This is a genomic window from Parashewanella curva (assembly GCF_003675895.1).
GTDB lineage: Bacteria > Pseudomonadota > Gammaproteobacteria > Enterobacterales > Shewanellaceae > Parashewanella > Parashewanella curva.
On sequence record NZ_ML014811.1, the window covers coordinates 1 to 25,909 of the forward strand.

Below are 25,909 nucleotides of genomic sequence, written 5' to 3' on the forward strand. Positions count from 1 at the left end.
CTCGTGAGGCTTAACCATACAACCCTAATGGGTTTTACTGAAATTGTTCCAGACAATTTCTAGCACTTCCTCCATCCATGGAGGTCGTACAGTAACAAGCTGAACCTTAGTAAGAATACAAAGCGCTTAATAAAGCGAGAACATTGAGAAATCACTTTCCAGATTATAAAAAGATTGGTTAAAGACGCAGGAAATTGTTTGGCTGACAAAGCCGTGACGAGCGAAGCGCGGAGTGTACTTTAAGTACATGAGCACTAGAGCGAGGAAACAATGCCGTCAGACGGACAATTAACCAGTCTAATATACAGAATTTGTCTGGTGACAATAGAGCTGTGGCCCCACCTGAATCCATCCCGAACTCAGAAGTGAAACGCAGCCTCGCCGATGGTAGTGTGGGGTTTCCCCATGTGAGAGTAGGTCATTGCCAGACGCCAAATTTATCTAGTTGTGCTTGCAACTTTTGATATTTGCGATGCTCATGTACTAGCGTACACTGTGCTTCTCAATTCAAAATTTCCTTCCACAACCGATAAATCTACGAAAGTAGATGAGAGTTTGGAGCGGTAGTTCAGTTGGTTAGAATACCGGCCTGTCACGCCGGGGGTCGCGGGTTCGAGTCCCGTCCGCTCCGCCAATACAACGAAGCCTCGTCAGAAATGACGGGGCTTTTTTGTGCCTGTAAGAAAAGCAAGAAAAGCATTGGAGCGGTAGTTCAGTTGGTTAGACTCTTTATTAGAGAAAGCGGCCTGTCTCGCGTGCCGAAGGCACACGGGTTTCGAGTCCCGTCCGCTCCGCCAATACAACGAAGCTTCGTCAGAAATGACGGGGCTTTTTTGTGTTTATAATACCGTTCGTACCAATAAACTATGCCTTAGATAAAGCCTTAGCTTTGCAACTACGTCGTTGCACTTCCACATCATAGCTAAGGCTATGATTCGTCATTGAGCCTTGTATTTCCTTCGCTAATGCTTCCCTACAACACAGTTAATTGATGTGAACGGTATAGGAAAAGCATTGGAGCGGTAGTTCAATTGGTTAGACTCTTTAATAGACTTTCTGTTTAAAATCAGGCGGCCTGTCACGCCGGGGGCGCGGGTTCTTCTTTTAGCAAAGAGCAAGTTCGCTTCGCCAACACAAAGAAGCCTCGTCAGAATTGAAGGGGCTTTCTTGTGCATAAAAGGAAAGAACTAGAGCGAGAGTTTACAAATCCTATTTCCATGGCGTACAACTATTACTGTCACAAATCAGTCCGACCATGTTAGTTATTAGGCCAGTATAAATTGTCTGTCCAGTTACTGTGTTGGTTACAGAAGTGTAAAAAGACGTACTGCTGTGTACTTGATCAAATGCACCGAAAATTGTAAATGGAGCGACGCCAATATGGTCATTACCTAGTATTGCTACATTTATATATCCGTCACCATTTTTATTAAATATCGGCATACAAGTGTTTACATATACTTTATTTTCTCTTGCATTTAAACAATAATCTCGTCCAGTATTGAAATTTGAAAAATTGCTTTCTGTCATGTTGGAGTTTTTGTTGTCAAAAGCTTGAGCGCTACAGAAATTCGAAATAAGAAGTGCAGCCAATAGTAAATGCTTGTAATTGAGCATAATTTAATCTCCAGTTCAGAATAAGTAACTATATTTTATTCCCATGGTACACAATAACTGCCATTGCACTTTAAGCCCTGCATGTTGAGGGATTTCCCTGAATAAATAATTTTGTGGCTTTGAAGGTTTGAGATAGTTACAGTAATAGAGTCCATAGCTTGAGCCTCATAAAATCCATAACTTTGGTTAGTATTTACTGTTATGGGCACACTTCCTCCTTTCTCTAATGCACTGATTTGAAAATTATTATCGAAATTTAATATCGGCATACAGGCCTGTATTGATGGTTTATCTTTCATTGCTATTTGGCAAAACTCTTTTCCTGAGTGGATTTGATTAAAATTTGTTTCGGGTGCAAGTGGTTGAATTGTGACAGCGTAAGAGCAAAACATGGGTAAACAAAAAACTAGGGTACATAGAGATTTTGTATTCATTTGCTTAATTCTCAGAGAGTTAGACATCAAGCCAACGTATTACTTTTGAGCGTTTTTTACAAAGAATGTTATTTTCTAAACTATTCAATTTTGTTTCTTTAGATACGAACATTATTTGTGTTTGGTATAACCATCGCCATTGTGATAACTTCACGCCCTATTTTTATTAAGGCATGAAATTAGAGTTGCAGTATGAATAAATCAGAGCTCGTAAAAGTTATGGCTGAGTTTTCTCAGTCTTCTCAGAAAGTGTCTAAATCAGTGTTGGATGCGATACTGTTTCAAATAACGAAAGCGTTATCAGAAGGTGAGAAAGTATATTTGCCTCAATTTGGTACTTTCGAGCTTCGTTATCATTTACCTAAGCAAGGCCGAAACCCTAAGACGGGGGAAACGATCGAAATTGAGGGGTTTAACCAGCCGAGTTTGAAGTTCTCGGCTAATATCAAAACGCAGCTCAATTCTGCTGAATAATCTTTTCTAAAATGGGTTGGTTTGCTTCTGGAAATTGATAATCAGTTAAATCTTCACGGCAGACCCATTTGACTTCTTGACCCTCAACGCCTTGTACTGCGCCAGTGAACTGCGTTACTTTGTGTATATCTAAAAAGACCTGCTTATCAGGATAATCAAAGCTCAGCTCCATAAAAGGTGTCGTTTCTGAGGTGTTTAAATTGACTTCTTCTTTAAGCTCTCTGATCAGTGCTTCAGAGGTGGTTTCATCTTCTTCGACTTTACCTCCGGGGAATTCCCACTTTCCGCCTTGATGTAGATGTTCATGACGTTTAGCAATGAGAATTTGATTTTGTGAGTTAATGATAACACCAACAGCAACATGGATTCGCTTCATTAGTTCTCCTTAAAGAAATCAGGCTCATCGTAACCAATTTCGTCAAGAAGTTGGATGTCTAATTCAGGTTCTACAGGAATGGCGTGTTTTTCTGCTGCCCAATCACCGAGATCAATCATCTTACATCGTTCACTACAGAAGGGCTTAAATTGTTGTTGAGGTGACCATTCAACCTCAGTTTGACAAGTAGGGCATTGCACCTTTAACGGCATATTGCACTCTTCAATTAATAAATAAAGGCGATAGTAACCCAAAATTGAAAGTGGTGTTGTGATTTTTTAGCGACAAGCTGCCAGTTCGAACTTTACATTGCCATGAAAATGTTTTTGTGGCCCAAAATCCATAAAGTGAATAGCAAATCGATTGCGATTGCCACTGATTGTCGGGTAGCTTGAAGGGTTAGCTTCTAGACGAACTCGAACTAATGACAAATTATCGCCATTACCTTGGTAAAATCCACTTTCTGCGGTTTGTGATTCAAATTCAGTGGAATTTCGTGTCAATTCTAATAACAGTTTTACACTTTCAAGTAGAGGCATGAAATGAGCAATCCAAACTCGATATTGCTGTTGCCTTTCAGTCCAGGGTTTGGCTAGCCAAAAATGAAGCTGTGGTAAATCAAAATTGCAACTCGCCCCCGGCATGCTGAATCGTTGTCTGATGGTCGTCAGAAAACGGTCATTTTTTAGGGGTTCACACAATCTGAACAATTGTGAAATATCGTTACGTTTTTCTGTTACTCGCTCAATTAAGGTGTTGATATGCTTATGATTGGCGTCAGGTAATTGATGCCATTTTTGGAGTTGATTGAGATGTTTGTCGAGTTCTTTTATAACATCGTTGCGATAATCACAGCGTTCACACAGTTCCCAAAGTGAAAACAATGGGTAAAAGCAAGCGTGTTGATGGTCGTTTTTAAGATTGAACTCAAGTTGCTCAGCTAAATATTCTAAGCGTAAAAAAGAGCGAATCTTTTCGTTGAGAGGCTGTTCATATATGAGTTCATTCATAAGTCGTTGTTAGCTTTTTTCAGATAAAGTTAAGTATTTTCTGTGCAGAGCTATAACTGCTTGCTCTAGTTGTTGCCTTTCTCCTTGATTACTAATAACGTCATCTGCTTTGGATAACCTGTCATCCCGTGACATTTGGCTTTTTATTATATTTTTTATTATCTCGGTACTACTGTTGTCTCTATGTGCTGTTCGGTTAACTTGCTGTTCTTCTGTAATATCAATTACTAAAGTTCGATCTACTAAACTATCCAAACCATTCTCAAATAGCAAGGGGACAACTAATAAAGTGTATATACTAGAGGATTTTTTGACCAACTCTATCATCCGTTGGCGAATTTTGGGGTGTAGACACTGATTTAACCACTGCCGCTCTTCTGGGTTACGAAATATTTTCTCTCTTAATGCTTGGCGATCAAGTCCCCCTTTGTCGAGAAGTACCTCAGTACCAAAGTGATTAACGATTTCATTAAGGCCTTCGCTGCTCGGCGCTACGACTTCTCTAGCAATAATGTCAGCATCAATTATGTCGATGCCTTGCGCCGCAAACAAATTAGCGACAGTGGTTTTGCCACTGCCAATACCACCCGTTAAGCCTACGATAAACTGACTCATACAAAGTTCACCAAATACCAGTCTACAATGTTTTGCCCCCAAATTAATGCTATCCAACCCGCAAGAGCAATGTATGGCCCGAAAGGAATAGGATTATTTGCATGAAGCTTTTTGGTTACGATCATGGTAATGCCTACCACAGCACCGACAGCGGAAGAGAGGAGAATAACCAAAGGCAACATTTGCCAACCAAGCCATGCCCCAAATACGGCCATCAGTTTAAAATCACCATAGCCCATGCCTTCTTTCCCTGTCAGCAATTTAAACAGCCAGAAAACAGACCATAAGCTGAGGTAGCCAGCCGCAGCACCAATCAGTGAGCTGTTTAAATCAATAAAAACATCATTGAGATTAAGAAGTAGGCCTAACCACAGTAGAGGCAAAGTGATTTGATCGGGCAAAAGCATTTCATCTAAATCGATACCTGTTAATGCGACTAAACCAAAAGTGAGCAGTGCGGCCATTGCAAATTGGATGCTTGGTCCAAAATGCCATGCTAATGTAGCAATTAAACTTGCAGTCAAAAATTCAACCACGGGATAACGGCCTGAAATAGGGTTAGCACAAGTGGCACATTTTCCTTTAAGCATTAACCAACCAATGATGGGTAGGTTATGCCATGGCTTTATTTTGCCGTTGCATTTTGGGCAAGCTGAAGTTGGCACGACTAAATTATAAGTTTCAGGAAAGCTATCAATAGGCTTGTTAAGCGTCTGCTCTCCTACTTTTTTTACTATCTCTGGTTGGTATTCATTAAGGTATTGATTGCACTCTTGCTGCCATTCGCGTTTCATCATCACGGGTAAGCGATGGATCACCACATTTAAAAAGCTGCCAATTAAGGCAGAAAAAACAAAAGCCAGCCCGATGAATAAGGCTGGCTGGTTATCTAATACTTGAATGAATTCGGTCATAATTTTTTATTTTTTCTTAGGTTTTTTATAGAACTCTTAACCCACAACTTGGCCCATTTGGAAGATAGGTAAGTACATGGCAACAATTAAGGCGCCAACAATACCACCAATAACAACCATAAGGATAGGCTCAATCAAACTGGATAAGCCATCGACGGCATCGTCCACTTGCATCTCGTAAATATTGGCGAGTTTATTCAGCATATCATCTAAGGCGCCAGATTCTTCACCAATCATCACCATTTGCACTAACATATCGGGGAAGAGTTTTGTGGTTCTTAGTGCCATGTTCATTTGCATTCCGGTCATCACTTCTTGTCTTACTTTCAATAAGGCTTTGCGATAGACAGCGTTACCAGAAGCGCCTGCGGCTGATTCTAAACCTTCAATTAAAGGGACTCCCGCAGCAAAGGTTGTGGCTAAGGTACGAGCAAAACGTGCCATGGCACCTTTGTGAAGAATTTCACCAATAAGTGGGATTTTGAGTAAATAGGCATCAATTTGATCACGGAATTTTTGTGATTTTCGATGCGCATTTACAAACGCAATAATGCCAGCGATGATCCCGATAGCGAACACCCACCACCATTCTTGCAGCCAACGGGAAATGCCTAATACCATTTGAGTAAAGGCGGGTAGCTCAGCACCAAAGCCTCGGAAAATCTCTTCAAATTGAGGCACAACAAACAGCAACAAGCCGATGGTTACTGCGATGGCAACAATGATCACCGCAATTGGGTAAAACATGGCTTTTTTGATTTTGGACTTTAGGGCTTCGGATTTTTCGCGGTAAGTGGCAATGCGGTCAAATACGGTATCAAGTGCACCTGAGTGTTCACCTGCCGCCACTAAGTCCACATACAAATCATCAAAATAGCGACTGTGTGGGCGTAGGGCATCTGATAGCGGCACACCGGATTGTAGCTCATTTAAAATCGTGCCGAGCAAGGTGCGCATTTTGGGTTTTTCATGGCCTTTAGCCAGCATTTCAATGGTGGTCACTAAGGGAACACCCGCTGATAGCATCGTCGCTATCTGGCGGGTGATCATGGCGATATCCATCGGTTTTATGGGCTTGTCACCACTGAATACTGATTTGGACTTTTTACGAACGCCTTTAACCATTACCCCTTGATTACGAAGCTGCACTCGAACATCGGCTACGCTAGAAGCCTGAAGTTCCCCCTGAGTTTTATGACCCTCACGGTTAGTGCCTTTCCATTCAAAGGTAAATACCTTAGGCTCTTTCGCCTTAGCTTTTTTCTTTTTTGACTTTTTAGAAGAAACCATTGCCGTTGCCATGTGTTAGTCCTAGTTGTGTTAAAAGCTAGTCACTCGATTGATTTCATTAATACTGCTAATGCCTTGCACCACTTTACTTAACCCAGAGGATCGTAAGGTATCCATACCCTCTTTTTTGGCAATTTCAAGTAGTTCGAGTGAGTTACCACCTTCCATAATGCATTTGGCTAATTCAGCGGACATTTTCATCACTTCATAAATACCGACACGGCCTTTAAAGCCAGCTGTGCATTTTTCGCAGCCCACGGGTTTATATACCGTGAAGTTACTGTCGATGTCTTGCTCGCTAAACCCTAAGCGTTGCAACTCTGCTAAAGGCACGTCTTCAGCTTGTTTACAATGTTCGCATAAACGTCTTGCTAGACGCTGGGCAATAATTAACGTAACTGAACTGGCAATGTTATAGCCTGCCACCCCCATGTTTGATAAACGAGTTAGGGTTTCAGCGGCTGAGTTGGTGTGTAAGGTCGATAATACTAAGTGTCCCGTTTGCGCCGCTTTAATGGCAATTTCGGCGGTTTCTAAGTCACGGATTTCCCCCACCATCACAATATCGGGATCTTGACGTAAGAATGAGCGCAGTGCCGAAGCGAAAGTTAAGCCCGCCTTTGTATTAATGTGAACTTGGTTGACGCCCTCTAAGTTAATTTCCACAGGATCTTCGGCGGTGGAGATATTGCGCTCTTCGGTGTTAAGAATATTAAGGCCAGTATATAAAGAAACGGTTTTACCTGAGCCCGTTGGCCCTGTCACCAAAATCATACCTTGCGGTTGCGCTAAGGCATCGGTATACATTTTTTGTTGTGTCGGCTCGTAGCCGAGTTTTTCGATGCCAAGTTGCGCCGATTCTGAGTCCAAAATACGCATTACGATTTTTTCGCCCCAGATAGTAGGCAGGGTGCTGACACGAAAATCGGTGGATTTCTTGCGGCTGACGCGTAATTTAATTCGACCATCTTGTGGTACGCGTCGCTCAGCAATATCCAGCTTGGACATCACTTTTAAACGGGCGGCAATACGGCTGGCGAGGGAAATCGGGGGCTCTGAGATTTGCTGGAGTACGCCATCAATACGAAAACGAATGCGGTAACGTTTTTCGTACGGTTCAAAGTGTAAATCTGATGCGCCTCTTCTAATGGCATCGGTCAAAATCTTATTGATGTAGATAACAATCGGGGCATCGTCTTTGCCATCAGTATCATTATCATCTTTACGCTCTGTTTCAGCGACTTCAACCCCCGCCAGTGCTTCTTCATCCATTTCGGATAAGTCGAGGCTGGATAAATCATCTTCTAGCACTTTATCGAGCGCGTCGCTGAGTTTATCGTCTTCTACCAATATCGCTTCGGTGTGCATGCCAAGGTTAAATTGAAAGTCCTCAAGAGCCCGAAAATAAGTGGGATCGGAGGTGGCAATATACAGGCGGTTATTTTTTTCAAATAGCGGCAGACAGCGGTGTCGTTCGATTAGCTTTAGGTTTAAATACTGCTCAGGAATGCTGGTTAAATCAAACTCCGCCAAGTTCATTTTTGGGGTATGGTATTCCTGATGCCCAAGCTCAAAAATTTGATTGGCGCTCAGAATATTGTCGTGAATGAGTGCTTGAATAAAAGTGAGTTTATTTTTTTTGGCCAGCTTAACCAAGTGTTCCAGCTTGGTGGGATCGATAAGTTGTTTACGCAGGAGTAACGTAGAAAAAGCAATATGAAGACCGGATTGAGGCATAAGTAACGCGGTCCTTTAATTTGGTGTATTTGTTTTTATTATGGGGAAAAATGGCATTAAGTAAATCAGTCCTTTGATCGTGTTTTTTATCTTGTTAAGGAAAAGAAGGCAGCGGAGCTGCCTTCCAAGCTATAAAACTAGCTTGCTGGTGTCAGATTTGCACCTTCTTGGCACTGTGCCAAGGTTGCAGAACTATCTGCAGAAACGGCTATAGCGTATGAAATGGCTCCAGTAGCACTAAAGCTGGCAGTAAGAGTACAATCATCACCAGCATACACAAGCGTAGTAGCAGTATCTTTTGCTGCAGGTGTTGAAATTGAAAGCTCGACAACATTTCCAATTTCCGCACCGATAGTATTACAAGCAACACCTGTTTGGATACAAGTTGCCACTTTTTGTGCGTATGAGCTAGTTGCTTTCATACCAGCACTTGCTTCAGCTTGTGTTACATAATCACGATAAGCAGGCAACGCCACTGCTGCCAAAATACCAATAATCGCCACAACGATCATTAATTCGATTAGGGTAAAACCCTTAGTACCTTTCATGGACTTCATACCTTTCATGGTTACTCTCCGTTTTGTCAAATTTGTTTAGGTCTAAGGGCTTTGCACTTAAAACCTGATGCTAATGTTACTTTATAGAGTTTAGAGCCTTAGCTCACTCTTGAGATTAATTTTTAACACTCATGTTAATTTGAGTATTAAATTATGTTGCTGCACGCGTTCCCAGTTGCGTTATTCTTCCTTATATAGCCATTGCCATGCAGTCAACAGCGATTGTATCAGAAATAGTTTTATTACAAAAATGTTACTGTTTTCGATAACTTGCTTCAACGCTGCACTTCATATCAGCTCAGTAAAAAGTATTATAAAATCGTATAAATTGGAATATTAATTTTTCTACTTTGTATGAATTCTGTGTTTCTTTACACTTTATTTTGTCACAAAGTGATGCGTCTCGATAAATTTGCGGTGTTATAAATCGATGAAGCAACAAAAGATTGACGATTTAATGTACATGTCGCCATTTTGACACAGCCTAAATAAAACTTAATCTAACTTGGCACGATGAAACGGTATGATCCCTCAACCCGTTCTTATTGTGAGCACAAACGATGAGTTTTGATTTAAGTGAATTGAGAGCGAATCTTCCAACTCTTCACATTCAGGCAGAGGCACCATTTTCCGAGCTACATACTGCCGCGCAAAGCCTTCCTTCTGGCGATGTTATTTTGCAGCTAAACCCCACCAACACGACCAATACAAACTATGCAGAACCTCTCGAATATCAATTGATGAATACGGAGAACTTTCGGTCACAAGCTCGTGAGAATTTAATAAGGTTTCACCATACACAAGCAGAAGCAGAAGCAGAAGCAGAAGCAGAAGCAGAAGCGACTGAACCCAATAGACAAATTAGGTCAGCCCGTGTTCCAGAGTTTGTTGAAATTAAAGAAGCAAGGGAAATGGATGACTTTTTAAAAGTAACCTATGCCTTATTGAGGGCGTGCGTTAAACAAATAGATAGAGAGTATGGCAGGGATCATCAAAAGAGTGTGCAGGCTCATAAGGTGTATCACGCCTATTTTCAAGTGAGTCCTCATGTTGATTATGAGATATATGATGACTGTTTTAGGCGAAACTTTATTGAACTTATGAAGTGCAGCAATAATGAAAGAATAAAAACTTTGGTTGAAAGCATTAATGACCAATTATTGGCTGGAGCAAAAGGTAATGAGCGGATTGATTATAAGACATTGAAAGTATGATTGTCTGTAAAGGTATATTGCTTAGTAATATGCCTTTTATGAATTAAGTTTCATTGATTGATCGGTCTTGGCTTCATCTTATGGCGTTACACTTACTTTACAGTATGTCGTATGTCGTATGTCGTATGTCGGAGGAGTTGTGGCCAAATCTCAAGTTCAAGTCCAAATTGGTGATCATGTAAAAGCTATTTATCAAGAACTCACCCAGCAGGTGATGGAATCTCGTCTGACTCCTTATCCTACAAAGAATGATGATAATTTTAAAGTTACTTTGAATAATAAAACGTTTACTGTTCGTCAGATACGGCATCCTTATGGGCCATATGATGAAGCCGGCAAGCAATCTTTATATTGTACAGACTATGTGGTAAAGCCTGACTCTAATTATGACGATCCATCTGAATTTCCGGAGCGTCATCTTATTCAAGGTTTCTTTGCAGAGCTTAGAGAATATAGTGACAGTGTTGCTTATTACGATGAAGCTGGCATAAGAAGATATTTGAATCAGGGGTTACCCGCTGACTTTAAGGTACCTGGTGTATATTCTCCTTTTCAAGAAGCCATGTCGCTCCCACCAGAGCAGGCAACCGCTATAGTGGCTATGATGTTTAGTGGTAATTTTACTCCACAGTCACGTCATCTTTGTTTTGCAGTGAAACATCGCCAAATACAGGTGATTGATCAATTGCTCGCTAAAAATGTTGACATTAATGCTCGTTATAAGGGTTGGTCTCCAATATTGCATGCGATAAAAAGTGATGAATACACAGCATGCAGCAAGGGGAGGCGTGAGGATGTGGCACTGCACTTAATTGAAAAAGGCGCCAATACTCGAATCATTATGGAAGGCAACGTGGCTTTGGTGCATCTTGCTGCAATGTATAATATGTCAAAACTGATGGCCAAAGTACTGGAATTACATCCACATGATGCCCATAGGGCGAAAGCAAACGGAGATACCCCGTTGCATATGGCATTAGCGTATGGCAGTGACTTGGCAATTGTTAATCAATTAATTGCTCATCATGCTAATGTTAATCTGCCTAACAGTAAAGATCAGTTACCTTTGAGCTTGGCAATTAAAAGTCGTCGTACCGATATTGTATTGGTTTTATTACAAGCAGGTGCAAGGGTCGATTTAGAGGATACGATTTCACCAGCAAAGCAAGGGAAACATCCCAAGTTATCAAAAGTGTTACGAGAGACTTTCCCTAAGTCACAGTACCCAGCGCTGCATCAACTTGTGGCGGACAAGGAGAGAGAAAGACTTGAGGAAGACTTCGAAAGTGATTGCGTATTAGTCAATGAAACCAGTTTTGGGGCCATTGGCTGTGAGGAAATAGAAGAAGTTCTAGGTGAACATGAGGCTTTAAAGCAATCTTTTGTTGATCCTGTTACAAAAAAGCAAGTGGCACCAGAGTCGAAGAAAAAAACACAGCAAAAAGCAGGTGATAAGGAAGCATTAAAACCTTCTAAAATCATATAGGTGAACATCTAAAAACAAGGGGCAAAGCTAATAGCCCCTAAGATATGCTGTTTTTATTTCAACCTTAGCGACAAATCTAACGCTTTAACGTGTTTGGTTAAGGCACCCACTGAAATAAAATCAACGCCTGTTTCAGCAAATTTACCTATGGTATCTAAGGTAACGTCTCCTGAAACTTCCAACTTAGCACCACCACCTTGAGCTTGATAGTCTTTATTGATTTGCACGGCGTCGAGCATCATGGTGACATCAAAATTATCCAGCATGATGATATCGGCATTAGCATCGAGGGCTTGTTTGAGCTCGTCAAGGGACTCCACTTCAACTTCTACGGTTTTATCTTGATGCATATTGCGAGCGGTTGCTACGGCTTGTGCAATACCTCCACAAGCTAAAATGTGGTTTTCTTTAATCAAAAACGCATCAAATAAGCCAATACGATGGTTGTGACCGCCGCCGCAGGTTACCGCATATTTTTGGGCTAGGCGCATACCTGGCAATGTTTTACGAGTATCCAATAGTTTGGTGTGGGTGCCAGCTAATTGGTCTACGTATAATTTTGTTAAGGTTGCAACGCCAGAGAGGGTTTGAATAAAGTTCATGGCTGTGCGTTCACCAGTTAAAATGACATGAGCTGGACCTGAAAATTCACACAGCACTTGGTTGGGCACCACTAAGTCACCATCATCCACATGCCAATGCAATGCCACTTCGCCACCTAATTGATTAAATACCTGCTCAGCCCACGCTTTACCACAAAAGACTCCCTCTTCTCGGGTGATTAAATGCCCTTGTGCTTGTTTGTCTGCGGGAATGAGGGATGCTGTAATGTCAGCTTGAAGTAGTTGCTGTGAGCGCTGTTGGGCGTTATCTGTTGCGGCAGGTGTAAGGCCAAGATCTTCATTTAAGGCCGACGTTACAGAGAGTCGAATGTCATTTTCGAGCATGAGTGGAAATCCTTGCAAAACCAAAATAGAACAGCACAATCCTGTTGGATAGCATCAATAGCGCAAGGGTATCACACTGATGCTTAAGCATGAAGAAGGTTTAAATAAGGAGTAAATCTGGGTTGGCTGTGTAGACTGCGAATAGATAAACAAAATTTCACGACATTAAGACGATAAATTTCCGATAATTTAAATTAAGTTCTATTAAATTAATATGTTAAACGAATTGTGGCGGTATCTACCTTACAGTTAGACATGACGAATTCACTCTCTCATGAGCTAGCATCACGCATACCCAGTGAACAACACCAATTGATATTGACGGCTGAGTCCTACTTGTACTTGAATTCAACTGCTGATAAGCACTCATTAATTACTGGGTTCTTTCGTAGTCTTGTTGATTGTCGCTCAGAGGCTAGTCATCAACTTCTTGTCTGTCTCATCAATAATAATTTGAGTCCAGTCACTCAGTATCAATTGCGCCTGTGCCCAGAACAGAGTGGATATAAAGTGTGGTTGTGCAATATTACATATATTCCAGTAGTAACGGCTTTTAATGAACAAGGTTATACAGCTGTTTCAACGCCATGTAGCCCTGTTCCTAAAGTTGAATTTCGTAATTTGGTAGCGAGTGCTCAGATTTCAGCTGTTCTAACTCGAAAGCGTTACAGTGAGACGCCAGCTCAATTACCTTCCAAAATTGCTAAACAAGACATAACAGAACCAATGAAGCCAGTAGAGCGAGGTCAACAACAGCAGACGAAACAAGCGGAGACCTCGGTGTTTAGTGAAGCACTATTGGAGCGGATAAAAAGTAAAGTACCTCAGCAATACCAAACAAAATTCGTGGCTAGCAGAGAACAACAAAGAAAACAGTATATTCATTCAGGTATTAAAACATTGTTTGCTCTAGTTACAAAACAAGTCGAAGATTGTGAGGTGGATTGGTATCGCAAGTGTAATTGGCTGCCTAACTATACTGTGGCCAGTGATGGCTTAAAAATAGGACTGTTTAATGAATTTAAACTTGCGATTGAATTCGAGATGGAACCCTTAGCACTAACAATGCAAAACAAAAAAAACAGCGATGAAGGTAGGAGAAAAGTCGAGCGGCTGAAACAATATCTTTCTCTGGTGAATGCCATTATTGAATCTTTCCCCGCCCAGCCCAGAGGGCTGGCATTCGGAGAAATCACTCGCAAGAATGCCCCTAATAGTGAAATGAAAAAAGAGATTAAAAAAACAGTCGCTTATCAAAAGCGAATTAGAGGATGCCAAAGCAAGAGTGAGCGTTGCGATTATGAAGATTGAAACTTGGAAAAAGAGTACTTCTGAGGCACAAAAATTTAGAGAACGCTCTCGTTGGTTACGAACTCTGCATGAATGGTACTTTAATGAGTCTGTTTAACTCACCCAACCAAAAATAGTCAGTAACGACAGTAAGGTCACCAACAAAATAAAGGTGCGCTTAGTCAGAGTCAGTAGCGATAAGGTTGACTGAATACACACTGGTTCGTCTGACTTTTCAGGTAATATCTCGGCCGCTAAGGCCGTTTTGGTAATGATGTCTCTAGCGTTGGCCGTTGGATTACTGACCTGAGACAGCCAGGTGCTGAGAGCGGAAGAAAAATGGCCGCTCAGTAGATATCCAAAAGCGAAAATACGACTTGGGAGCAAATCTACAATGAAAAAGATACTGGCTAAAATCGGTAACTCCCATTGCTCTTTTACCGCTTTATCGGCATAAAAGCGAATGGTACTGTAGAAGATGATCCCAACAGGGCCGAGTAACACCAAATAAATCGCCACGGCACCATAATGGCGGTAATTTAACCATGCCACACTTTGCCCAACTTTTTTACCTAATTCGCTTTCACCGCCGGCATCCAGCTTTTGATGACAATCAAGTTGATCGGCAAACCGAAAACAGGCTTGCACATCACCATGATTTGCCGCTTTCATAAATTGTTTGAAGACTTGGCGAAGCTCTGTGTGACTAAAACAAATAGAAGCTGTTAGCACCCAAAGCAATAGACTTAAGCCACCCCAGAGTATGCCTTGAGCTAACCAAAGCAGTACCGCCATAACAATGGTGGGAAGAGTTAAGCCCAAGAGTAAAAATAATGGGGAGGTTAGCGAATTGTCACCGATGAACAGTCGATGAAATCGTTCGAGTAGTGCATCAATTTGAAACGACGTTGACACCCATTTCATACGTTCTACAAATATTGCGATCAAAAGTGAAAATAAAGCCATTTTCGTCCACCCAAACTGAGTTTGTCCTTTCCGTTAGGATAAATGAGATAAATAATAATTCCAATCAAAATAGGGGCCTGGATCGGTTTTTCTGTTCGGGGCAATGTCACTATGACCAGTGATGCGTTGAGGGGTGATTTGGGGATAGGTTTGCATGATATCTTGAGTCAATGAAATTAAGCTCTGATACTGCGGTTCAGTAAATGGCTGGTGGTCGCTGCCTTCAAGTTCGATGCCGATGGCAAAGTCATTGCAGTTTTCACGACCTTCAAATTCAGATACACCAGCATGCCATGCTCTGTCATCGCAGCTTACATATTGGTGTAAGCTACCATCACGAAAAATAACGAAATGGGCCGATACGCGTAGGCCTTTAAGATCTTTAAAACTATTATGAGCTTGGCAATCCAAACAGCCCATAAATAAGTCATTAATGTAGGGTGTACCAAACTGCTCAGCAGGTAAACTGATATTGTGGATCACTAATAGGCTGACTTCATGGGTCGGTCGCTCATTAAAGTGAGAAGAATGTCGATGTGTAGCGTTTTGGTGCCAGCCATCGCGAAAAGTATGTACCATTGAAATTTTTATTGCCGATTTTTAAAAACTATAGCAAAGTCTATGGCGTAATAAACAGCCCCTTTTAATCTTATTTACTCAAAAATTCAGCTACTTCTAGCTTCTTAGGCCCTAAATTTTGCTTTTGGGCGGCTTGATCCCAAAACCTTTTGGCTTTAGCCAGATCTGAACCTTCGCTTTGAGGCTTGGTATTGTCTTGTAAAAAACGGTTAAAGTCAGTAGCTAAAGTTTCAAACCCTGATTGTTTTAGAAAGATGATAACACGTGTGATTCTCTGGAAATTGTGATCATAATTTTCTTGGTTATTTACCCTTTTTCCGAATTTAGAGACATGAAATGCATCAGTTAGATCTTCTTCAAACCTTTCATCGGTCAGTTTGATCCCCCAGTGATTTAGCATGGCGTTAAACTGCTTGAATATTTCACGTTGCAGTCGTTTGTCATGTTGGATGTCTAATACCATTTCTTGGGTTAACAAAGGGGCTTTAGGGTTGTAGCGGCTGCATTCTGTAGAGGGAAATACCAATTGAATAAAATTGTGTTGGTTTTCTCTTTCTCTTTCCGTAAAGGCGTTAATTTGTGGCAATGTCCAATTGGATTTGGGAAGAGGAACATCATAGAGCATCCATTTTCTCCAGCGTACACTCATCATTTGCTTTTGACTGTGACTGCGCTCATAATCATCGGCTAACCAAGGCCAAGAGATGTCAGGCGTTCTCGTTTTGGCGCTGCTTTCTTGCTGTATATGGTCATTCTTCCCGTCATTGCCAAGGCCTGATAAATTTAGTGATTGAGTCACCACCCACTCTTTCGGTAATACCAGTACATCTTCTTCTGCGCGGCGAGTACAGGTGCCACTGTGTTTTACGATTAATTTAATGCCTGTTTTGATGTGACCATTTTCTAAAGAAGGAGCGAATACGAGTTCGTTTTCACTGGCGAGAAGGTCTTGTAATGTGGCAAAGTGGGGAGCCATTTCTCTGCCACTGCCGGCATGAGTTAAGTGAAATAATGCTACTACAGCATTCGCTTTATTAGAACCTTGAGAAAAATTGTACACTCTCGAGAAAACACTAGTGTAACCAGAAAGTTCTTCTATGCTTGCCGCGACTTTTATAGCCTCAACCTCTGATCCTGTGAGGTATTCATTAGTATATGAAGTTTTTAGCTGGATGCTTGGCGATCTGGTTGGAATGGCTGAAGCCATAAGGTAAACCTCTTGGATATAGGTTAATACTATTTTTGAGTGTTATTTTCCCAAAAGCGAAGAACAGAAACGGTGTGAGCATGCTCAGCTGGGCAACTGGTTATGAAGTACAATGTCACAAAACAGCTTTACGGCATCAGGAAACTCAATGATTACTTGTTTTACTTGCTGATGCTCTGATTCGGCTTCTTGCATAATCTCTGCGACCCCTGAAAGTAATGTTGTTACAAAAGGGTCATCAGCGGGAAGGCCTTTTCCTTCATCTTTCTGTTTGTTCATTTCAACGGATAGCTTACCCAGCAGACCTTCTAAAGCAGTCATTGAACTTTCTTGAGTGCCTATTATTTGATTGCTGCCTTCAATTGCGGTCTCTTTTAGAGGGTTTAGCTTAGCTTTTTGGGTTTGGGCAAATTGAGTCAGCTTATCTTGATGCTCAAGGGGGACACATTGGAGAATAGCGGAAGCAATTCGAGTAAAATTCTCACCTTCAGGTCTCTCTGCTGTGTTTAGTAAATTAAGCTGTTTTAACAGTTCATCTATATTTTCTTCTGGTACTGCACCTAGAAGCATGTTAGCGGTTTGCTTTAACATTGGGGAAAGGTCGTTATATTTTGGTTTTGATTGCATTTGAGTTTGAAGGCTCTGGTAATCTTCTAAGTGCTGCTGTGGTTTTGTAGAAACTGAAATAGCGGCCATGATGATAACCCTGTGAAAGCTTAATGATTTACCTAGATTGTATCGATTCGTGAATTGAACAAAAGTGAATTATTTTTCATGGGATGTAGAGCGTGCTCTAATTGGTCAGACCCCTCTGATAAATCCCCTCTAATTCACACCGTAAAAGGATTTGAGCCGTGGATCACACCCCACGTTTTTTCCATTGTGTAGACTTTAACATTTCCATTTGCTAAAGTGCTGCAACTCAAAAAAATTGGTAAGACCAATTTACATATTAACAGCTATGCTTATATGTACGGATAACTAATCCATATAAATAGGAAGGACAACGTGGCATACAGCAAGGTCAGCCAGCCGAAAATTTCTGATGTCATCATGGGTCAATTGGAACAAATGATCCTTGAAGGCAGTTTACAGCCGGGGCAAAAGCTACCGCCTGAGCGTGAGCTTGCGGCGCAGTTTGACGTGTCTCGTCCGTCATTGCGTGAAGCTATTCAGAAATTAGAGGTCAAAGGATTACTGAGCCGTCGCCAAGGTGGTGGCACTTTTGTTAAAGCCCAGCTTTGGCAGAGTATGGCAGATCCTATTGTTGAGCTGATGCAAAGCGATCCAGAAAGTCAGTACGACCTCTTGGAGTTTCGTCATGCCACTGAAGGTATGATGGCGTATTTTGCCGCCCTTCGCGGTACCGATGCCGATTTGCAGTCCATCAAACGCTGCATTGTCGAAGTAGAGCAAGCGACAGAGATTGAGCAAAAGGCTACGGCGATTGTGAATTTCTATCGCTCCATTGCCGAAGCTTCCCACAATGTCGCCATGTTGCATTTGGTACTAAGCTTAGAACCTGTTTTACATAAAAACGTAGCTGAAAATTTAGTGTTACTGCATCGTCGCCCTGAAGCCGCCCAAATGGCTAATGACCACAGACGTGGACTGCTGGCAGCGATTGTAGAGCGAAACCCCCATGCGGCGCGCGAAGCTTCCAATAAGCACCTTAGCTATATTGAAGAAGTGATGTTGTCGACACGGGAAGAAGACAGCAGATTGCAACGCAGTCTGCGCCGTTTAAAGAGCAATGACTAAGCGCGGGCTTTGTCGTCGTAATCAAAATAGAAAGAAGGACAGTGTCATGTCTGAAGATTTACTACAAGACGTAGATCCATTAGAAACTCAGGAATGGCTTGAAGCCATGCAAGCAGTTTTGGAGCAAGAAGGTCCAGAGCGTGCGCATTACTTACTAGAAAAAATGATCGACAAGGCGCGTCGTAACGGAACTTACCTACCTTACAAGTCTACTACTGCTTATTTAAATACCATCCCAGCAGGCCAAGAGCCACAGATGCCGGGTAACCAAGAAATGGAACACCGCATTCGCGCGTTAGTTCGTTGGAATGCATTGGCAATGGTATTGCGTGGATCGGCAAAAGATCTCGAACTTGGTGGTCACATTTCAAGTTTCGCTTCTAGTGCTACGATTTATGATGTGTGCTTTAACCACTTCTTCCGTGGTCCAAACGAAAAAGATGGCGGTGACCTAGTTTACTTCCAAGGTCACATCGCTCCGGGGATTTACTCTCGCTCTTTCCTTGAAGGTCGTTTAACGGAAGATCAGCTCGCCAACTTCCGTCAAGAAGTGGATGGTGAAGGTCTATCTTCATACCCACACCCGAAATTAATGGGTGATTACTGGCAGTTCCCAACGGTATCTATGGGTTTGGGTCCTATCCAAGCGATTTACCAAGCGCGTTTCCTTAAATATTTGACTGACCGTGGTATCAAAGATTGTTCAGAGCAAACCGTATATTGCTTCTTAGGTGACGGTGAGTGTGATGAACCAGAGGCATTAGGTGCGATTGGTCTTGCGGCGCGTGAAGAGCTAGACAACCTAGTGTTCATCATCAACTGTAACCTACAACGTCTAGATGGTCCTGTGCGTGGTAACGGTAAGATCATCCAAGAGCTTGAAGGCACGTTTGCGGGCGCTGGCTGGCAAGTGGTTAAGCTAATTTGGGGTCGTTACTGGGATCCACTATTAGCATCAGACACCAGTGGTAAGCTATTACAATTGATGGAAGAAACCGTCGACGGTGAATACCAAAACTGTAAAGCTAAAGGTGGCGCTTATACGCGTGAACACTTTTTTGGTAAGTACCCAGAAACCGCAGCTATGGTTGCGAATATGTCTGATGATGACATCTGGCGTCTAAACCGTGGTGGTCACGATCCTGTTAAGATTTACGCAGCCCTTGATAAAGCCAAGAAGACCAAAGGTCGCCCAACGGTGATCCTTGCCAAAACCGTTAAAGGTTATGGTCTAGGTGATGCGGGTGAAGGTAAAAACATCGCTCACAACGTGAAGAAGATGGCGGTGGATTCAATCCGTGAATTCCGTGATCGCTTCAATATCCCAGTACCGGATGACAAGCTAGAAGAGATTCCATTCTATCACCCAGGAATGGACTCGCCAGAAGTGAAGTACATGCTTGAGCGTCGTCAAGCACTGCATGGTTTTGTACCGCAGCGTTTAGAGCAGTTCACAGAAGAAATGGAAGTACCGTCTCTAAGCACCTTTGATAATGTGCTGAAAGGCTCAAACGGTCGTGAAATTTCATCGACCATGGCATTCGGTCGTATCCTAACTTCACTGCTAAAAGACAAGAAGATCGGTAAGAACATCGTTCCTATCATTCCTGATGAAGCACGTACTTTCGGTATGGAAGGTCTATTCCGTCAAGTGGGTATTTACGCTCACGAAGGTCAAAAGTACGTTCCACAAGATAAAGATCAAGTGGCGTACTACCGTGAAGATAAGAAAGGTCAGGTACTGCAAGAAGGCATTAACGAGCTAGGTGCGATGTCATCTTGGGTTTCAGCGGCAACCAGTTACTCAGTTAACGATAAGCCAATGATCCCATTCTACATCTATTACTCAATGTTTGGTTTCCAACGTATTGGTGACTTAGCGTGGGCAGCCGGTGATATGAAAGCCCGTGGTTTCCTAGTGGGTGGTACCTCAGGTCGTACAACCCTAAACGGTGAAGGCTTGCAGCACCAAGATGGTCACAGCCACATTTTGGCGAACACCATTCCAAACTGTGTGACTTACGATCCGACTTACGGTTATGAGATTGCGGTCATCGTTCAAGACGGTATTCGTCGTATGTATGGCGATCAAGAAGACATCTTCTATTACATTACCACTATGAACGAAAACTACGTTCAGCCTGCCATGCCAGAAGGTGCGGAAGAAGGGATTAAGAAAGGTATCTACAAGCTAGAAACCCTTGAAGGTTCTGGTAAAGGCAAAGTACAGCTGATGGGCTCAGGTACAATCCTTGAGCAAGTTCGCAAAGCGGCTGAAGCACTATCGAAAGATTTCGGTATCACTGCAGATGTATTCTCAGTAACCAGCTTCAACGAGTTAACTCGTGATGGTCAAGACGTTGAGCGTTACAACATGCTTAACCCAACGGCTACACCGAAGAAGCCTTACATCAGCGAAGTGATCTCTGCAGACAGCCCTGCTATTGCAGCGACTGACTACATGAAGATCTACGGTGAGCAGCTACGTAACTACATGCCAACTGACTACAAAGTACTAGGTACTGATGGTTTCGGTCGTTCTGACAGCCGCGCGAACCTACGTCATCACTTCGAAGTTGACGCTAAGTTCATCGTTGTGGCTGCGCTTAAGAGTCTCGTTGACCGTGGCGAGCTACCAGTAGACGTATTGACTGACACCATCAAGCAATACGGCATCGACACTGACAAAGTTAACCCACAGCACGCGTAAGAGGGATTAAGACATGGCTGAATTAAAAGACGTTCTTGTTCCTGATATCGGTGGGGACGAAGTACAAGTTATCGAAATTTGTGCCGCAATCGGTGACAGCTTAGGTGAAGATGATGCGATCCTAACGGTTGAAAGCGATAAAGCGACCATGGACATTCCAGCACCTTTCGCTGGTGTACTTAAAGAGTTAACTGTTGCCGTTGGCGACAGCATCTCTGAAGGAGCTCTTATTGCTAAGCTTGAGTCTGTTGACGCTACGGCGGCTCTAGCTCCAGCCACTGAAGCGCCAGCGCCTGTAGTTGAGGCACCAAAGGTTGAAGAAGCACCAGCTCCTGTGGTTGAAGTGGCTCCAGCAGCACCTGCTGCATCGGAAGTGATCAACGTAACCGTACCAGACATTGGTGGCGATACTGACGTACCCGTGATTGAAATTCTGGTGAGCGTTGGTGACGAGATTGACGTGGATGCGGGTCTTGTGACCCTTGAAACGGACAAAGCCACCATGGACGTACCATCGCCAAAAGCGGGTATCGTTAAGTCGGTTGAGCTAAAAGAGGGTGACAAGGTATCTGAAGGTACTTTGGTGATCACCCTTGAGACTCAAGGTGAAGCACCTGCTGCGGCTTCTGCTCCAGCTGCAAAAGCCGAAGCGCCAAAACCAGTAGAAGCGCCAAAAGCGGCACCAACTCCTGCTCCTAAACCACCAGTACCACATCACCCTAGTGCCAATGCTCCAGCGGTAAGCGGTAAAGTGGTTCACGCATCACCAGCGGTTCGTCGTCTTGCGCGTGAGTTTGGCGTTGATCTGACTCAAGTGACAGGTACGGGTCGTAAAGGTCGTATCGTAAAAGAAGACGTACAAGCTTACGTGAAGTATGAGCTTTCACGTCCTAAGGCAACCGCAGCACCAAGTGCTGGTGGCGAAGGTGGCTTGCATGTGATTGCTGCACCTAAGGTGGACTTTGCGAAATTTGGTGAAGTGGAAGAAGTGCCGTTAAGCCGTATTCAAAAGATCTCTGGTCCAAACTTGCACCGTAACTGGGTGACAATCCCACACGTAACGCAGTTTGATGAAGCTGATATCACTGAGCTAGAAGCCTTCCGTAAGCAGCAAAACGAGCTGTTAGCGAAGCAAAAGCTGGGCGTTAAGATCACCCCACTGGTGTTTATGATGAAAGCAGCGGCGAATGCATTACTGCAATTCCCTGTGTTTAATTCAAGCTTAAGCCCAGACGGTGAGTCACTGATCCAGAAGAAGTACGTTCACATCGGTATCGCGGTTGATACGCCAAACGGTCTAGTGGTTCCGGTTATCCGTGACGTTGACCAAAAAGGTGTCATTGAGCTATCGAAAGAGCTAACAGAGGTTTCTGTTAAAGCTCGTGAAGGCAAACTAAAAGCCGCAGATATGCAAGGTAGCTGTTTCACCATCTCAAGCCTTGGCGGTATTGGTGGTACGGCGTTTACTCCAATTGTGAACTACCCAGATGTGGCGATCCTCGGTGTGTCTAAGTCTGAAATGAAGCCTAAGTGGAACGGTAAAGACTTTGAGCCTCGCCTAATGTTGCCATTGTCGTTATCTTACGACCACCGTGTGATTGATGGTGCAATGGCCGCACGCTTTGCGGTAACGCTATCGGGTGTATTGTCAGATATACGCAAGTTAGTTCTGTAATTGAACAAAAGGCTGCCTAAAGGGCAGCCTTTTTATTGGTATTAATCACATTCTCAAGCTAAAATGCGAACCAATGATGTTGACTCCATTAATGAAAGTTGACGTCGCTCCTGCAATCGCGGGAATGACATAACTGGTTGTTTGGGTTCAAAAGTGCATTACCCCTACGGGAATGAATGATAATAATTGAGGAAGACATGAGCGAAATCAAAACTCAGGTTGTCGTATTAGGTGCTGGCCCTGCTGGTTATTCTGCGGCATTCCGCGCAGCGGATTTAGGTTTAGAAACCGTTATCGTTGAGCGTTACAACACTCTTGGGGGTGTTTGTCTTAACGTAGGTTGTATCCCTTCAAAAGCGCTACTTCACGTTGCTAAAGTGATTGAAGAAGCTAAAACGGTAAGCAACCACGGTGTTGTATTTGGCGAGCCACAAATCGATCTTGATAAGCTACGTAGCTACAAAGAAGAAGTGATCGGTAAGCTAACTGGCGGTCTAGGCGGCATGTCTAAGATGCGTAAAGTTAAAGTGGTTAATGGTCTAGGTAAATTCACTGGCCCTAACTCGATTGAAGTTGAAGGCGAAGACGGCAAAACCGTTGTTAACTTCGACAACGCGATCATCGCTGCGGGTTCTCGCCCAATCGAACTGCCATTTATTCCTCATGAAGATCCACGTATTTGGGATTCTACTGATGCGCTAGAGCTTAAAGAAGTTCCTGGTAAGCTGCTTGTTATGGGTGGCGGTATCATTGGTCTTGAAATGGGTACGGTTTACTCATCACTAGGCAGTGAAATCGACGTGGTTGAAATGTTTGACCAAGTGATTCCGGCTGCGGATAAAGATGTCGCTAAAGTATTCACCAAGCAAATCAAGAAGAAGTTCAACTTGATGCTTGAAACCAAAGTGACGGCGGTTGAAGCCAAAGAAGACGGCATTTATGTAACTATGGAAGGCAAGAAAGCTCCGGCTGAGCCTACGCGTTACGATGCAGTATTGGTTGCTATTGGTCGTACGCCAAATGGCAAGCTAATCGACGCTGACAAAGCGGGTGTGAACATCGACGAGCGTGGTTTCATCAACGTAGACAAGCAACTGCGTACTAACGTACCAAACATCTTCGCTATCGGCGACATCGTTGGTCAACCAATGTTGGCTCATAAAGGTGTGCATGAAGGTCACGTAGCAGCAGAAGTCATTTCTGGCATGAAGCACTACTTCGACCCTAAAGTGATCCCTTCAATTGCTTACACTGATCCAGAAGTAGCATGGGTTGGTCTAACTGAAAAAGAAGCCAAAGAGCAAGGTATTGCTTACGAAACGGCAACTTTCCCATGGGCAGCAAGTGGTCGTGCGATTGCTTCTGATTGTTCAGAAGGTATGACCAAGCTTATCTTTGATAAAGAGACTCACCGTGTGATAGGTGGTGCTATAGTGGGTGTGAACGGTGGTGAATTACTGGGTGAAATCGGTCTAGCAATCGAAATGGGTTGTGATGCAGAAGATATCGCGCTAACCATTCATGCTCACCCAACGCTGCATGAGTCAGTGGGGCTAGCGGCTGAAATCTATGAAGGTTCAATTACTGATCTGCCAAACCCAAAGGCAAAGAAAAAGTAAGCTGATTAATTCATAGAAGAATTTAGAAAACCTCGGCAAATGCTGAGGTTTTTTATTGTTTTTTTGAAGGTAATTCAACAACACCCATTGCTTCATCTTTCTTCATCGTTTGTAATATATGTGTTTTTAACTCTTGTTCTATTGCCCTATACCCTCTGGATTCAGCAAGTTGTACAGCTGTTTGTCTTCTCCAACCTTCAGTTCTTTCTTGTAACCTTGAGTCTGGCCAGACTGAAAGTAAGGCTTGTGCTGTGGGTAAAGAGCCGGATTGGACAGCCAAGTGCAAAGCATTATCTTTGGAGTGATTACCTACATTTAAATCTGGTTTAAATTGTAATAGGTATGTCATTAACTCTTTATCTCCTTTTGAAGCCGCTATATTCAGTGCGTTGATGTGAGACTGAAGCGTTGGGTTTATTATGTGTGGGCAGCTATGCAGCAGTATTTTAAGCTCGGAAATGACACTGTGCCTTTCAAGTTCAGTGATCATTTCGATAAGGGTTTTATCATAATTTTTTTCTTGCGCAATCAGTTGTTCTGTGGGGAAGGGATCGTGTTTCATCAGTGTGCGTAATGACCAATAGCTTTTCTTATGAGCTGCTTTCAGTATGGCTGTAGCTAATGCTTGGCGCGATACGCCTTTTTCAAGGATCCTATCTATAATGCCTGAATGGCCTCTATTTACCGCTTCTATAACAAACAGGCTTCGAGCATATAGCCCTACCGTGTCGAATTTGGCTACAGGAAGGCGAAAGTGATAATCAATAGGGTTAAGCCCTGTTTTAGCGTCATTAATCGTCTTTAATAGATCGGCATTATCCAATTTTTGATGTCTGGCCCATTGGGATAATGATAAAACTGAAGAGAGTGATAAAAAATGGCAAAAAGGAATAGAGAGTAAAAAATTGAGCATAGAATTTTGATTGGACTTAATGGCTAGTTGAGCCAACGTTTCTCGCTGTTTACCGAGTTTCATTTTGCTAATGTCGGCAGCATAGAAATCCAGTAATGTCTTTAATACCCTAATATGCCCCTCTCTTACGGCAAGTGAAAATGCGTTGTCTCCTGATGATGTTTGATACAACAGCATGGTTTGTAAACTCTCATTATCGCAAGAAGAGCATAGACTGAAAACGAGATCCTCATTACCTGAAATGCAAGCAGTATGAAGTGGAGGTAATTGGTGAACAAAAAGACTCTGTTTAACACAGTATTTAAAACTAGGTACAAGTCTTTGAGTTCTGAGCAGCTTAACAACAACAGTGTGTGCTTGATGTTTACAGGCTCTAGTCAGTAATTGGTTGTAATGTTCTAGTAACTATTCAGCCCATCTGACTCAATCTGCTTAAAATAGCAACGGTTGAGTCACCATTTTACTTGATCCTCAATGATCATTTGACCGATCTTCCCAGTATGTCATGCTGACCAAAT

24 protein-coding genes, 1 tRNA gene and 1 rRNA gene are annotated in these 25,909 nt (G+C 42.8%); 10 read left to right on the plus strand and 16 right to left on the minus strand.

Annotated features, from left to right (window positions below):
* The first annotated feature begins 314 nt into the window (after nt 1–314).
* A 5S ribosomal RNA gene (rrf, locus tag D5018_RS16235) occupies nt 315–430 on the plus strand.
* A gap of 127 nt (nt 431–557) precedes the next feature.
* Nucleotides 558–634, plus strand: a tRNA-Asp gene (locus D5018_RS16240).
* Between the two features lie 575 nt (nt 635–1,209).
* On the opposite strand, the gene D5018_RS16250 is transcribed toward D5018_RS16240, so the two are convergent.
* On the minus strand, nt 1,210–1,593 hold the full coding sequence (locus D5018_RS16250) for a hypothetical protein (protein WP_133309315.1): 384 nt from the start codon (nt 1,591–1,593) through the stop codon (nt 1,210–1,212).
* 59 nt (nt 1,594–1,652) lie between these two features.
* On the minus strand, nt 1,653–2,051 hold the full coding sequence (locus D5018_RS16255) for a hypothetical protein (protein WP_133309316.1): 399 nt from the start codon (nt 2,049–2,051) through the stop codon (nt 1,653–1,655).
* Between the two features lie 192 nt (nt 2,052–2,243).
* Here D5018_RS16255 and D5018_RS16260 point away from each other — a divergent pair, with 192 nt between their 5' ends.
* On the plus strand, nt 2,244–2,525 hold the full coding sequence (locus D5018_RS16260; RefSeq protein ID WP_121840049.1) for an HU family DNA-binding protein: 282 nt from the start codon (nt 2,244–2,246) through the stop codon (nt 2,523–2,525).
* On the opposite strand, the gene mutT is transcribed toward D5018_RS16260, so the two are convergent.
* The 8 genes from mutT to D5018_RS22280 form a co-directional block, all read right to left on the minus strand.
* Complete coding sequence (gene mutT, locus D5018_RS16265) at nt 2,509–2,901, minus strand: 8-oxo-dGTP diphosphatase MutT (protein WP_121840050.1); 393 nt, start codon at nt 2,899–2,901, stop codon at nt 2,509–2,511. The two genes, D5018_RS16260 and mutT, sit on opposite strands and share 17 nt — an antisense overlap.
* Nucleotides 2,901–3,113, minus strand: coding sequence for a DNA gyrase inhibitor YacG (gene yacG / locus D5018_RS16270; RefSeq protein ID WP_121840051.1), 213 nt, complete (start codon nt 3,111–3,113; stop codon nt 2,901–2,903). The genes mutT and yacG overlap by 1 nt, the downstream gene beginning before the upstream one ends.
* 66 nt (nt 3,114–3,179) lie before the next feature.
* Nucleotides 3,180–3,911, minus strand: a complete 732-nt coding sequence (zapD, locus tag D5018_RS16275; RefSeq protein WP_121840052.1) for a cell division protein ZapD — start codon at nt 3,909–3,911, stop codon at nt 3,180–3,182.
* A 9-nt stretch (nt 3,912–3,920) separates the two neighbouring features.
* The gene (gene coaE, locus D5018_RS16280; protein WP_121840053.1) at nt 3,921–4,526 is read right to left on the minus strand and encodes a dephospho-CoA kinase; all 606 of its coding nucleotides are present in this window, start codon (nt 4,524–4,526) and stop codon (nt 3,921–3,923) included.
* A complete protein-coding gene (locus D5018_RS16285) occupies nt 4,523–5,440 on the minus strand; it encodes a prepilin peptidase (protein ID WP_121840054.1) in 918 nt (305 codons plus the stop codon). The genes coaE and D5018_RS16285 overlap by 4 nt, the downstream gene beginning before the upstream one ends.
* Nucleotides 5,441–5,476: 36 nt before the next feature.
* On the minus strand, nt 5,477–6,742 hold the full coding sequence (locus D5018_RS16290; protein ID WP_121840055.1) for a type II secretion system F family protein: 1,266 nt from the start codon (nt 6,740–6,742) through the stop codon (nt 5,477–5,479).
* Nucleotides 6,743–6,760: 18 nt separating this feature from the next.
* A complete protein-coding gene (gene pilB / locus D5018_RS16295) occupies nt 6,761–8,467 on the minus strand; it encodes a type IV-A pilus assembly ATPase PilB (protein ID WP_121840056.1) in 1,707 nt (568 codons plus the stop codon).
* Between the two features lie 137 nt (nt 8,468–8,604).
* Nucleotides 8,605–9,015 carry a pilin gene (locus D5018_RS22280; protein ID WP_207819351.1) on the minus strand — a complete coding sequence of 137 codons (411 nt, stop codon included), beginning with the start codon at nt 9,013–9,015 and terminating at the stop codon, nt 8,605–8,607.
* 569 nt (nt 9,016–9,584) lie between these two features.
* On the opposite strand from D5018_RS22280, the gene D5018_RS16305 reads away from it, so the two are divergent.
* Nucleotides 9,585–10,238, plus strand: a complete 654-nt coding sequence (locus D5018_RS16305) for a hypothetical protein (RefSeq protein WP_121840058.1) — start codon at nt 9,585–9,587, stop codon at nt 10,236–10,238.
* A gap of 67 nt (nt 10,239–10,305) precedes the next feature.
* Nucleotides 10,306–11,724, plus strand: coding sequence for an ankyrin repeat domain-containing protein (locus D5018_RS16310; protein WP_133309317.1), 1,419 nt, complete (start codon nt 10,306–10,308; stop codon nt 11,722–11,724).
* A gap of 53 nt (nt 11,725–11,777) precedes the next feature.
* Here the strand turns inward: D5018_RS16310 and nadC are convergent, their stop codons facing one another.
* On the minus strand, nt 11,778–12,671 hold the full coding sequence (nadC, locus tag D5018_RS16315) for a carboxylating nicotinate-nucleotide diphosphorylase (RefSeq protein WP_121840060.1): 894 nt from the start codon (nt 12,669–12,671) through the stop codon (nt 11,778–11,780).
* 228 nt (nt 12,672–12,899) lie between these two features.
* Here nadC and D5018_RS16320 point away from each other — a divergent pair, with 228 nt between their 5' ends.
* Nucleotides 12,900–13,982 carry a hypothetical protein gene (locus tag D5018_RS16320; protein ID WP_121840061.1) on the plus strand — a complete coding sequence of 361 codons (1,083 nt, stop codon included), beginning with the start codon at nt 12,900–12,902 and terminating at the stop codon, nt 13,980–13,982.
* A gap of 93 nt (nt 13,983–14,075) precedes the next feature.
* On the opposite strand, the gene ampE is transcribed toward D5018_RS16320, so the two are convergent.
* From ampE to D5018_RS16340, 4 genes are all read right to left on the minus strand, one after another.
* Entirely contained in the window at nt 14,076–14,927 is an 852-nt protein-coding gene (gene ampE, locus D5018_RS16325; protein WP_121840062.1) for a beta-lactamase regulator AmpE, read from the minus strand.
* A gap of 33 nt (nt 14,928–14,960) precedes the next feature.
* A complete protein-coding gene (gene ampD, locus D5018_RS16330; RefSeq protein WP_121840063.1) occupies nt 14,961–15,506 on the minus strand; it encodes a 1,6-anhydro-N-acetylmuramyl-L-alanine amidase AmpD in 546 nt (181 codons plus the stop codon).
* A 70-nt stretch (nt 15,507–15,576) separates the two neighbouring features.
* On the minus strand, nt 15,577–16,713 hold the full coding sequence (locus D5018_RS16335) for an opioid growth factor receptor-related protein (RefSeq protein WP_121840064.1): 1,137 nt from the start codon (nt 16,711–16,713) through the stop codon (nt 15,577–15,579).
* 84 nt (nt 16,714–16,797) lie between these two features.
* Complete coding sequence (locus D5018_RS16340; RefSeq protein ID WP_121840065.1) at nt 16,798–17,409, minus strand: hypothetical protein; 612 nt, start codon at nt 17,407–17,409, stop codon at nt 16,798–16,800.
* A gap of 312 nt (nt 17,410–17,721) precedes the next feature.
* On the opposite strand from D5018_RS16340, the gene pdhR reads away from it, so the two are divergent.
* The 4 genes from pdhR (at nt 17,722) to lpdA (ending at nt 24,478) form a co-directional block, all read left to right on the plus strand.
* A complete protein-coding gene (gene pdhR, locus D5018_RS16345) occupies nt 17,722–18,474 on the plus strand; it encodes a pyruvate dehydrogenase complex transcriptional repressor PdhR (RefSeq protein WP_121840066.1) in 753 nt (250 codons plus the stop codon).
* A gap of 46 nt (nt 18,475–18,520) precedes the next feature.
* Nucleotides 18,521–21,184 (plus strand): pyruvate dehydrogenase (acetyl-transferring), homodimeric type, encoded by a 2,664-nt coding sequence (gene aceE, locus D5018_RS16350; RefSeq protein ID WP_121840067.1) that lies wholly within the window; start codon nt 18,521–18,523, stop codon nt 21,182–21,184.
* Between the two features lie 13 nt (nt 21,185–21,197).
* Nucleotides 21,198–22,859, plus strand: coding sequence for a pyruvate dehydrogenase complex dihydrolipoyllysine-residue acetyltransferase (gene aceF, locus D5018_RS16355; RefSeq protein ID WP_121840068.1), 1,662 nt, complete (start codon nt 21,198–21,200; stop codon nt 22,857–22,859).
* Nucleotides 22,860–23,056: 197 nt separating this feature from the next.
* Nucleotides 23,057–24,478, plus strand: a complete 1,422-nt coding sequence (gene lpdA, locus D5018_RS16360) for a dihydrolipoyl dehydrogenase (protein ID WP_121840069.1) — start codon at nt 23,057–23,059, stop codon at nt 24,476–24,478.
* Between the two features lie 52 nt (nt 24,479–24,530).
* Here lpdA and D5018_RS16365 read toward each other — a convergent pair whose 3' ends face one another.
* On the minus strand, nt 24,531–25,772 hold the full coding sequence (locus D5018_RS16365; protein WP_341538270.1) for an ankyrin repeat domain-containing protein: 1,242 nt from the start codon (nt 25,770–25,772) through the stop codon (nt 24,531–24,533).
* Between the last annotated feature and the right edge of the window lie 137 nt (nt 25,773–25,909).

What these genes read in the sequence shown, in the direction of transcription:
- D5018_RS16255 (WP_133309316.1), bottom strand. Translation starts at nt 2,051, where the DNA reads ATGAATACAAAATCTCTATGTACCCTAGTTTTTTGTTTACCCATGTTT.
- D5018_RS16260 (WP_121840049.1), top strand. Translation starts at nt 2,244, where the DNA reads ATGAATAAATCAGAGCTCGTAAAAGTTATGGCTGAGTTTTCTCAGTCT.
- mutT (WP_121840050.1), bottom strand. Translation starts at nt 2,901, where the DNA reads ATGAAGCGAATCCATGTTGCTGTTGGTGTTATCATTAACTCACAAAAT.
- yacG (WP_121840051.1), bottom strand. Translation starts at nt 3,113, where the DNA reads ATGCCGTTAAAGGTGCAATGCCCTACTTGTCAAACTGAGGTTGAATGG.
- zapD (WP_121840052.1), bottom strand. Translation starts at nt 3,911, where the DNA reads ATGAATGAACTCATATATGAACAGCCTCTCAACGAAAAGATTCGCTCT.
- coaE (WP_121840053.1), bottom strand. Translation starts at nt 4,526, where the DNA reads ATGAGTCAGTTTATCGTAGGCTTAACGGGTGGTATTGGCAGTGGCAAA.
- D5018_RS16285 (WP_121840054.1), bottom strand. Translation starts at nt 5,440, where the DNA reads ATGACCGAATTCATTCAAGTATTAGATAACCAGCCAGCCTTATTCATC.
- D5018_RS16290 (WP_121840055.1), bottom strand. Translation starts at nt 6,742, where the DNA reads ATGGCAACGGCAATGGTTTCTTCTAAAAAGTCAAAAAAGAAAAAAGCT.
- pilB (WP_121840056.1), bottom strand. Translation starts at nt 8,467, where the DNA reads ATGCCTCAATCCGGTCTTCATATTGCTTTTTCTACGTTACTCCTGCGT.
- D5018_RS22280 (WP_207819351.1), bottom strand. Translation starts at nt 9,015, where the DNA reads ATGAAAGGTACTAAGGGTTTTACCCTAATCGAATTAATGATCGTTGTG.
- D5018_RS16305 (WP_121840058.1), top strand. Translation starts at nt 9,585, where the DNA reads ATGAGTTTTGATTTAAGTGAATTGAGAGCGAATCTTCCAACTCTTCAC.
- nadC (WP_121840060.1), bottom strand. Translation starts at nt 12,671, where the DNA reads ATGCTCGAAAATGACATTCGACTCTCTGTAACGTCGGCCTTAAATGAA.
- ampE (WP_121840062.1), bottom strand. Translation starts at nt 14,927, where the DNA reads ATGGCTTTATTTTCACTTTTGATCGCAATATTTGTAGAACGTATGAAA.
- ampD (WP_121840063.1), bottom strand. Translation starts at nt 15,506, where the DNA reads ATGGTACATACTTTTCGCGATGGCTGGCACCAAAACGCTACACATCGA.
- D5018_RS16335 (WP_121840064.1), bottom strand. Translation starts at nt 16,713, where the DNA reads ATGGCTTCAGCCATTCCAACCAGATCGCCAAGCATCCAGCTAAAAACT.
- D5018_RS16340 (WP_121840065.1), bottom strand. Translation starts at nt 17,409, where the DNA reads ATGGCCGCTATTTCAGTTTCTACAAAACCACAGCAGCACTTAGAAGAT.
- aceE (WP_121840067.1), top strand. Translation starts at nt 18,521, where the DNA reads ATGTCTGAAGATTTACTACAAGACGTAGATCCATTAGAAACTCAGGAA.
- aceF (WP_121840068.1), top strand. Translation starts at nt 21,198, where the DNA reads ATGGCTGAATTAAAAGACGTTCTTGTTCCTGATATCGGTGGGGACGAA.
- lpdA (WP_121840069.1), top strand. Translation starts at nt 23,057, where the DNA reads ATGAGCGAAATCAAAACTCAGGTTGTCGTATTAGGTGCTGGCCCTGCT.